The following is a 9,732-nucleotide window of genomic DNA, read 5'->3' as shown; positions in this document are numbered from 1 at the left end:
CAAATTTGCAGAATGCATGATTGGCTAAATAATCATACATCTTTTATAGACAAACAAGGCGACTGCTTTCCACCCGTTGCTTATTTGATATTCCTGAAAAAGTATGTGTAAAGGATTTGGTCAGCTGAAATTTACATGCAAGCATCGGCAAGTAGTCATGAAAACATGTACCTTCTTGAAATTATGAAAGTATCTTCTATTGGGTCTAACGATCTTATTCGCGACTCCCCAGTTTTTTCATCATGGTACAATGGTCAAGCATATAATATTCCATTAAAGCAAAACTGGGTATAATTTTTCAAATATTGGGGTATATAGAATAAAAATTAGGGGTGGACCATACAGATTGTACAGGTTTTGTGATCTTATAAAATGGGTTACTGTTCAAAAAACTGCTTTTATGATGGAGGACCAGCCACAGCCTGTTGTGTAACTGATATGGCTTTGCGCCCAATCCAACGAATACTGATTCTTATTTATTTTTTACTGTCATTGAAGCAGCAACTATTATTATCAATCTAATTGGAATTTCTAATCCGAATTCTTCATTAATATTCAAATGATATATTGATGAGTGAGGGTAATTAGATGGTATCAGTGGGAAACACAATTTTGTCTGATGGATCTATTCTGTTCAATTGCAATTATCAATGGCGCAATTTAATACAAATATAGTTGTCCAACATTAACAGTCTTTAATTATTAGGCGAGAGACAATAAGATCTCTTGCCTAAATTGCAAGTTTATAATTATGAAAATTATCTCCAGCTATATTTATTTTGAATTTTACTAAAGTATTTTCTCAAAATTCAAATTCTGAATTTGAATTCCAATTAGTAATAGAGAACAATTTAATGCATAGTGATTCTATTGAATTGGGTTATGATAAAAATGCAGATGCAATTATAGACTTAAAGTTTGGAGACTCCCGCAATAGTAAAACACCAATTAGAAATACACTGTATATTAGGTATAGTTTTGATATAACATCGGATTTCCATTTGAAAAGAAGTATTAATATTTACAACTGTGCCGAAATTACCCATTTTGCCTCCACCTGGTTAATACTTCAGGATCACTGCTTATTGGCTTTTATTCAAATTCATATCCAGCATTTTCATAAAGTGGGATAAAAGTAAAATTCAGTAATGATTCTTGCAGATTAATGAGCTTTATTACGAGGATTAATTGGGGTACATTTGACTTTTTTGAGCCTTGGCAACTACCAAAAGGAAGCATATTTGGTTGATGTTGACCCTTTAGTATTAACTAAAGAGTATTTAGAACAAAGTAACTATGCATGGTGGGCGAGAAGAAATTATTATGAAGTTCCCTTGGTGGATAGTACAAAAGGTATATTTTACATGGATATATTTGGGGATAACAGGAAAGCCATTAACTATTTTATTGGATAATGAAGAAATCAATTTTTACAAATAAATTTGAAATTAAATTTAATCCATCGAGTCATGTTTATTAAAATTAATGCTCCTGAAAATGGTAACATATCTATTTTTAGCCCAACGGTACAGCATTATTAAAGTCTAAAGTTAACCTGGAACAAATCAATATATAGACATATCACAAATTTCAAGTGGATGTTATATATTAAAATTCAAAGGAAAAGCGGTCGAAGTTTAACGAAAAACTAATAAAAGTAATTAAGATCACATTCGATAACAAAGTATTTACGGAGATAGCTGCCAAAAAATTTTCAAATGTTACTCAAAATCCTTTAATTCAAATTGCATTTTCACTTTTGGCAGTTCAGTTGGCAGCTACCTCGTAAATACAAACCGTTATAGGCATTTTAGAACGACAACAAAAAAAAAAGTTAAAAACAATTAAATAAAATATATTATGAAACTTAAATTTTTTCTTCTTCTGACGTTTCATCCTTCTTTCGAGAGGTTTGTGACTTATTCAACAAGCCTTTGGTTTTTTGACAAACCTGACAGGAGAACAAAACCCTTTATACAAATTTCTTGGTGTTGGATGGACTGGGTTTAATTATATATCTAATGTAATTATTGTTGGGATTATAAATCTATGCATTTTATTACTATACGTTTAAGTATAGTCCGACACAAATCAAATCCACTTCAAATAACCTGACAGATTGTCTCTGAACTATATTTTAATGAAAAGGGACGATTTCTCGAAATTTTCTATAAGACAATTAAACAAAAGACGCTTCTTGCGTACTCAGGATATGTTTTAGTTCGAGTTCTTATTTTTGTAAGTTTCATAGCAACAATTCACAATTTATGTCAATTCTATAATATCTCATTTTACAATTCATTTAGAGATTTAGTTGGTATACCATTATATGTTATTTATGGACTAATGATAATCTCAATTTTTATTTTCGTATAGACTTTGGGACAAGGGGAGTATAGACAAACAATTAACCACTTTGAAACTGACACGAATAAAAACGCCCTATAACAGGCGTCCAAGCCCAATGGCGGGTGACTTATTAATTGAACATTTACTCGAATCAATCCCCAAAGTTTTTGGGATGGTGTATTGACGGTTTTGTGTTCCTAAATCCGCTACTGTGCCAAGCGCCAATACGTTAGCAGCAACCCAAACAGACGTATACCGACAATTACAAACAGACAATAAAAATGGAAATATACAGAACTTCGACCATTTAAAAGACAAAGAGCAAATCGTAACCGACATTTATGAGAAATTAATCACTGAACTACACAAATTCTGGACAAATAAAAGTTGAACCGAAAAAGACAAGCATTCATCTTGGAAACAGATTTGGATTTGCAGGCGCATACACTGTAAAGACTCATATTAACCTTGAAGTTCATTTAAAACTACAAACTGACTAGCGACAGAGTATCAAAAATAGAACAAGGTTCTACAAATCGTTTTCACCATACAATCAAGTTGACAAAACCAAAGACATAGACAAGGAATTCATTAACTTGGCCCAGAGAAGCCTACGAACTCAAAAAAAAAAATAGACAGATGAATAATATTATCAAAGGACTTATTATGGAGGAACAATTTTTGGAATAGTTTCAATAATTCCATGTCTTTATGATATTTGAAGACAAACAAGAGCAATGACTGCTTCATTTATAAGCAGATTTTGGTAATTGGCTTTATTACTTTTAATATGGAACTTCCAATTCCTAATTGGCTTAAAGGTGGTCTTGTTGGACTTGTTTTGAGTTTGCTAGACGCTGCTGTAACCAAAACATGCACCAATACTTGGACTTGGACTAATTGGTGGAATTGTATGTGGACTATTAGCAAAATAAAATCGGAAAACAATAGACAGAAATGGGCAGCTGCTAACAGGGCTTTGAACGCACGAAGTAGAAGTAGTAAATTCAGCATTTGTACTTCTATTAAACTTTTGTGGTTTATTGAACATTTGCACTTAATTTCCGACTTCGCGCTTCAAGCCCCAAACCGTTATGTGCAATTTAACCGAGACGACCAACAATAACTGACATTCAGAGAAAAAAGTATCATACCATTACAAAATCTATTTTACTACATAAGGGACTTGTACAACTCTTTCGACACTTGTTTTGACTTTCGAAAAAGACAAAACAATCCGAAGTCAAAAAGAATGTAAACTTTGGGAAGTTGGAGAACTTTTGACACTTGCTAAAAAATGCGAACAGAAAAACATTACAGAATTTAGTTTAGCGATTAACAATAATCTAAATCCACTTGACTTTTTATTGAAGTTAAGACGAATTGCAATACCTGACGAACCAAAACAGCCAAAAGAACTTGAAAGTTGGATTGAAATTAATAGAAGCACGAAATCCCAATACTTATAATTAAACAAGAAATTGAAACTGTTCAAAAATTTGAACAATAACACAAAGAATAAAATGATTTAGGTCATTAGCGAACAAAGACTAACGTCTTTGTTCGATTTATCTTCACTAAATTTTGATTGATTGGATTGATTTAACAGATAATAAATTCTTGCGAAAACCAGAACTAAAAGTCAAAATAGTTCTTGCAGACAATCCAACACTTTAAAAATAGCAAACAATCCTCAAAAAGAATTTCTCCGAATTCTAATCAAAAATTTGAACTGCAGTTTAAGACAACTGAATTTACGATGCTTTACATACACTACATTATGAATTAAAAGGAAAAGACAACAAAAGAATTTATATATCGTTTGGTTTAGTTTGTGGAAAAATTGGAAACCAAGACTATAAAAATTTTCTTCAATGTTCCATTAAACTATCTCTTAAAAGCCAAGAATTCAAATTAGAATTTGACACTCTTTTCAAGTAAAATATTTTGCGAACAATTTTTTTTGTGGAGTTATTAGACAATCATTTTCAAAATGAAAATCAATTAATAATTGAAGAACGCAAAAAGATGTTTTACTAAATATTGATAGTTTCCAATTCACAGCAACGTGAATTTATTTTTGAAAGTGATTTTATAAGAACTGAATTCTTTGACAAAGGGTTAGAAATATTTAGTCGTTTTTAATAAAAAAGCAATATGCCTTTTTCAATGAAGAAACATTAAATTACCTTTTCAAAAAATACCAATTGAAAATCAATTAACTTTAGTTTTCACCCAATAATTCAAAAACAAAATTGTTGAAAGCAACTTGCTATTTCAAAAGATGCAAATAATATAATCAACAAAATAAATGAATTACAAGCAAGTGGAAATCTTCAACTAATTCTTAGATTTTTTCAAAAACTATTTTCAATAGATGGATTAGAAATTGAAATTGAAACACAATCAAACACAAACCAATTCCCCAAAAATAATGAAAGTAAATCTCAATCAGCAGATTTTGGAGAAGTAAAACATCGTTCCTTGTTTCCGTTACTTTACAATGAAGAACAATTTGAAATTGCAAAACGATTAAACGAGCAAGATGCAGTAACCGTAAAAGGACCACCAGGAACAGGTAAAAGTCAGTACTATTCAAACCTAATTTCACTTTCTTGTTGCACAAGGAAAATCTATACTTGTAGTTTCCCATAATGCAAAAGCATTAAGCGTATTAAAAGATAAATTGCCAATTGGAATTCAAGAATCCTTGCTGTTTCTGTTAGTAAAAACGAAGGCAAAGGAAATGAAAGTTTAAAAGGCTCTGTCAATGCTATTATTAGAAATTTAGCACAGAGATATGAAGAGACAAAAGCTACAGAATTAGAACGGCAATTAACTAATTTAGAGAGTAATTACGCAATTAAGTTAAATTAAATTTACAAAGCAGTTCAGCAAACACTTTAACGCTTAAGATTTTCAACCCAATAACAAATGAGCTTGAAAATAACTCAGCTTATGATTGGGCCGTTTACTTTTTTGAACAAACAAATTACGAAAAATCAATTATTAAAGATCCAGTTTCTTACGAAACTGAAACAAATGGCATTGCAGAAAATTAGTTGATTTAGTAGCAATTGGAAACAATCTTAAAAGAGATGATTTTGATTTAATAAACTTTCAGTTTTTAAATGATAATGCTTTTATTGACTTAAATGAGATTAGGAAATATGATATTAAGCTAAAGGAAATTAATGAAAAATTAATCCTTTAGATTACACAAATATTCCAACAAATTCAATAGACGAAAATCTAAAAAATATTATTCTTAATTATGAAAATATTTTAGAAAAATTCAAAATAAACTTAATTGCTGAACAGGTTTATAAGCATACTAATTTTAGGCTTGATGTATTAGTTAATATCATAAATGAAAATGATGGATTAAGAAAACAGATTGAAGTTGAAATAATAAACTTTGTCTTATGAAGTTGATTTGTCAGCAGTTCAAGATACAGACGCTGACATTTTACATCAACAAATAAATCAAATAATTGTAAAATTTGGTCAAAACAAAACACTTAATTGGTTTACTAAAAGCACATTAGAAACCATTAAAACGTTTTTTTGAGTGTAAGCTGAATTTCAATCCAGTAACTGAAATTCACCAATTCAAAAATATTAGAAATCGAGATAAACAGAATAAAATGTTTAAAACAACTTTCTATAACTTTTAATAAATACCTAAATAGCTTTGGCATTACGAAGCAAAATAATATTCAAGAAACATTAAAAGAACTTGATTTTACAGTAGAATTTGCAAAAGAAATAATTGAATTTAATTCGCAATTAAAACAAGAAATTTACCACAAGTTTCAATCACATCTGACGATTTAACAGAAAAATTAGCTACATCAAAAATGTGAATTATTATGCTGAATTTGTTTCAATCTCAACCTTTTACAAGAAACCAAACAGAAATTAATTACTCATTCAAACCACATCCTGTAATTTATAAAATTGCAGACGCAATTGAAAATACGGACAGGTCAAGTTACGAACTCTATTTAGACGAATATAGAAAGTGCAGAGAAAAACAAAGCCAATCATTAGCGTTTGAAAAACTCTTAAACGAAATTAGTAAACACTACCTCAAACAGCATTGTTTGTAAAAAATAAATGTTTAATTGATGACCAATACACGATTGATAAAAAAATAATTGAATTAGATATTTTCAATTTAAAACTAAATGATTTTCTAACTTTTGTAACATCACAAACCAATGGTTCGGAAAAACTTTTAGCAATCTTCAAACTTTGAAACGAAGTATTGAAAAACAAACAGCAGAAACAATATCATACAAAACTTGGTATCATAAATCAAGAAAAGTTAGCGATACACAAAAAGCGGCTTTAAATGCTTGGTTAAATGACCTTAATTAATATTGGCAAAGGTTACGGAAAAAATACAGCAAGAAATATTGCATCAGCAATAACAAATATGCAAGTAGCAAAGGTGCAGTTCCTATTTGGATTATGCCACAAGATACAGCAGTTACATTTTTCCTGATGCTTCACCTGAACAATTTGACTTATTGATTATTGATGAAGCAAGTCAATGTGATATAAGCAGTTTGAATTTAGTTTTTCGTTGTAAAAATGTTTAATAGTAGGCGATGAAAATCAAACTTCTGTAGTTGCAGACAGAAGTTTATTTACTATTGATAGAACAAATGAACTACTTGACAAATATTTAATATCACATAGATTTAAAACACAGTTTGACGTAAACAATAAAAACAACAGTATTTACCAATCAGTGGAGTTATTTATCCAAACATTGTAACACTTACGGAACATTTTTAGATGTTTGCTAGAAATAATTGGTTATTCAAACAAGTACGTCTATAATTCTGATATTGTTCCACTAAAAACAGCGACTGAAAAAAACTTTCGGAGAACCAATAGAAATTCATTATGTCGAAGATAATTTAGACGATGAATACAAACCATTAATTGTACAAAAAGTAATTGACGAAATCGAAAATTACATTAATCAGTTTCAAGCACAGCAAATTAAGAGATTGCCGACCATTGGAATATTGACTTTAGACAGCAGTAATATAAAACACAAAATCAACTTATTCGTCAAATATCACAGAACAGAACTAATAAAACAATTTGAAGACAAACTTGAATTATTAATTGGTACATCAAGAGAATTTCAAGGCGATGAAAGAGATATTATGTATATGACAATTACAGCCAGTCATAGCATTGTTGAAAAGAAAATCGTTTTGAGATTAAACCACCAAGAGCCGCAACAACCGAAGAATATATGCGAATCTTCAATGTTGCTGCAAGTAGAGCAGAAAGAAAATCTGTTGTTATTCACAGCATCCATCCTGATGCAGTTGGCATTATGAACCAAGATTGTTATAGAAAAAGTTAATAGACTATTACGCTAATATTCAAAATCAAACGAATAAACCTACTTCGACAAAAAATCTACAATCACTATTAAATAAGACAGATGCGAATTCAGGCGACTTTGAAAAAGCGTTTGCAAATTACTTTACAATAATGGATTAGGAGATTATCTATATCCTCAATTTGAAGTCGGAAAATATTGTATAGACTTTGGACTTATTATAAACAATAAAAAATAGCAATTGAATGTGACGGTTTCACTTATCATTCAGGCATTGTGAAAATTCAAGAAGATATAAATAGACAACTAATATTGGAAAGAGCAGGTTGGAGATTTTAGAATTCAAAGTACAGATTGGTTTTAGCCCAAAAACTCAAAAGTAAGTTCAGACCTAATACAATGGATAACCGACAACACAACAGAATGAAAAATAAACTGCACATAACAGGGGTTTGGCAAAAGTGGGGCTTTAGTGCTGAATTGAAAATTTGGAATTCTAATAAACATTTGTGCTAAATTGAACATTTGTGCTTGATTTCCCCACCTTCGCCAAGCCCCAAAACGTTATCGGCTATTCTAAAAGACACCCTGCAAACATTGAAAGTCGGACAATTGAAATACTATTTTGTACCTTTGACCGTTAATAAAAAGAATGGCTAAAAAGTTTCACATATTACTCATCATCTTGACACTTGGTATCTTTGCGACACCAACGCTGACGTATGCTTGTGGAAAAAATCAACAAAAACAGAAAAATCTTGTTGCAAAAAATCTAAAAGCGAAAAAGCAAAAAAAAGAATGTTGCAAAAAAAGTAACTCTCAAAACGACAAAGAGAATAATGGTTGTGATGGTAAATGCAACAACTCAAATTGCAGTTGCCCAACTGTACATTTTGCATTTGCATTACCTTTTTATGCTGAATTAAAAGCTAAAACCAACTTTACAGAAAGTAAAAAAACTAAATTATACTACAACGAAAACTATCTTTCTGATGGTTTTACTTCAATTTGGACACCGCCTAATATAGGCTAATTTCCCTTTCTTGACAGCCATAAGTCTGTCCTATCGGAAGCAAATTCTTTGCTTTTGAAAACAAATATTTATAAATTCTAAAATTTTCAAAAAATGAAATCAATAAAAATATTGATGGCAATAACCGTATTGCTATCATTTACAGCTTGTAATGCTCAAATCAAAAACGCTAAAACCGAAAGCGTAAAAATATATGGTAACTGTGGTATGTGTGAAACAACCATTGAAAAGGCAGGTAATAAAAAGAAAATAGCCAAAGTAGATTGGAACAAAGACACTAAAATGGCGACTATTACTTACGATGCTAAGAAAACCAATCAAGATGAAATTTTAAAGCGAATTGCATTAAGTGGTTACGATAGCGACAAATTTCTTGCACCTGACGATATTTACTCAAAACTTCCAGGTTGTTGCCAATATGACCGTGTAAAAAAGTAGTTGCTAAAATCGAAACGCAAAAAGTAGAAACAAAAGTTGATGACCATTCAGGACATAATCATTCAACTACAACAACAACCGAAAAGCCAGTAGAAGTAAAACAAGAAGTAAATCAACTTAAAGCAGTTTTTGACAATTATTTTGCCGTAAAAGATGCGTTGGTAAAAACAGACGGAAATACATCATCTGCAAAAGCAAAAGAATTACTAACCGCAATCAATACTGTAAAAATGGATAAATTAACAACAGAAGAACATACAGTTTGGATGAAAGTAATGAAAGATTTGACTTTTGATGCTGAACACATTGCAGACACAAAAGATGCTTCTCATCAAAGAGACCATTTTATGAACCTATCAAAAAATATGTATGATTTAATCAAGGTTTCAAAATCCGAAACACCAACTTACTATCAATTTTGCCCAATGGCAAACGATGGAAAAGGTGCTAATTGGTTAAGTAAAGAAAATGCAGTAAAAAATCCATATTACGGTAATCAAATGCTTACTTGTGGTAAAGTGGTAGAAACAATAAAATAAAA

General features: G+C 30.5%; 8 protein-coding genes and 1 pseudogene. All 9 read left to right on the top strand.

What is annotated here, in order from left to right:
• Positions 1-779: 779 nt before the first annotated feature.
• The 9 genes and pseudogenes from IPJ53_17915 (at position 780) to IPJ53_17875 (ending at position 9,730) form a co-directional block, all read left to right on the top strand.
• A complete protein-coding gene (locus tag IPJ53_17915) occupies positions 780-1,133 on the top strand; it encodes a hypothetical protein (protein ID MBK7800971.1) in 354 nt (117 codons plus the stop codon).
• A 66-nt stretch (positions 1,134-1,199) separates the two neighbouring features.
• Positions 1,200-1,415: a hypothetical protein gene (locus IPJ53_17910; GenBank protein MBK7800970.1), complete on the top strand. Its 216-nt coding sequence runs from the start codon at positions 1,200-1,202 to the stop codon at positions 1,413-1,415.
• 1,724 nt (positions 1,416-3,139) lie between these two features.
• Entirely contained in the window at positions 3,140-3,475 is a 336-nt protein-coding gene (locus IPJ53_17905; protein MBK7800969.1) for a hypothetical protein, read from the top strand.
• An 85-nt stretch (positions 3,476-3,560) separates the two neighbouring features.
• Complete coding sequence (locus IPJ53_17900) at positions 3,561-3,818, top strand: hypothetical protein (protein MBK7800968.1); 258 nt, start codon at positions 3,561-3,563, stop codon at positions 3,816-3,818.
• Between the two features lie 1,015 nt (positions 3,819-4,833).
• Positions 4,834-5,004 (top strand): hypothetical protein, encoded by a 171-nt coding sequence (locus tag IPJ53_17895; protein MBK7800967.1) that lies wholly within the window; start codon positions 4,834-4,836, stop codon positions 5,002-5,004.
• Positions 5,005-7,373: 2,369 nt separating this feature from the next.
• Positions 7,374-7,715, top strand: a complete 342-nt coding sequence (locus tag IPJ53_17890; GenBank protein MBK7800966.1) for a hypothetical protein — start codon at positions 7,374-7,376, stop codon at positions 7,713-7,715.
• 239 nt (positions 7,716-7,954) lie between these two features.
• Positions 7,955-8,059: a hypothetical protein gene (locus IPJ53_17885; protein ID MBK7800965.1), complete on the top strand. Its 105-nt coding sequence runs from the start codon at positions 7,955-7,957 to the stop codon at positions 8,057-8,059.
• 313 nt (positions 8,060-8,372) lie between these two features.
• Positions 8,373-8,753, top strand: a complete 381-nt coding sequence (locus tag IPJ53_17880) for a hypothetical protein (GenBank protein ID MBK7800964.1) — start codon at positions 8,373-8,375, stop codon at positions 8,751-8,753.
• 93 nt (positions 8,754-8,846) lie between these two features.
• Positions 8,847-9,730: pseudogene (locus IPJ53_17875) on the top strand (DUF3347 domain-containing protein).
• The last annotated feature ends 2 nt before the right edge of the window (positions 9,731-9,732 follow it).

This window comes from Candidatus Vicinibacter affinis (assembly GCA_016714365.1).
Taxonomy (GTDB): Bacteria; Bacteroidota; Bacteroidia; order Chitinophagales; family Saprospiraceae; genus Vicinibacter; species Vicinibacter affinis.
The sequence above is the reverse complement of the archived record's forward strand: the minus strand, read 5'-3'. Positions and strand labels throughout refer to the sequence as shown.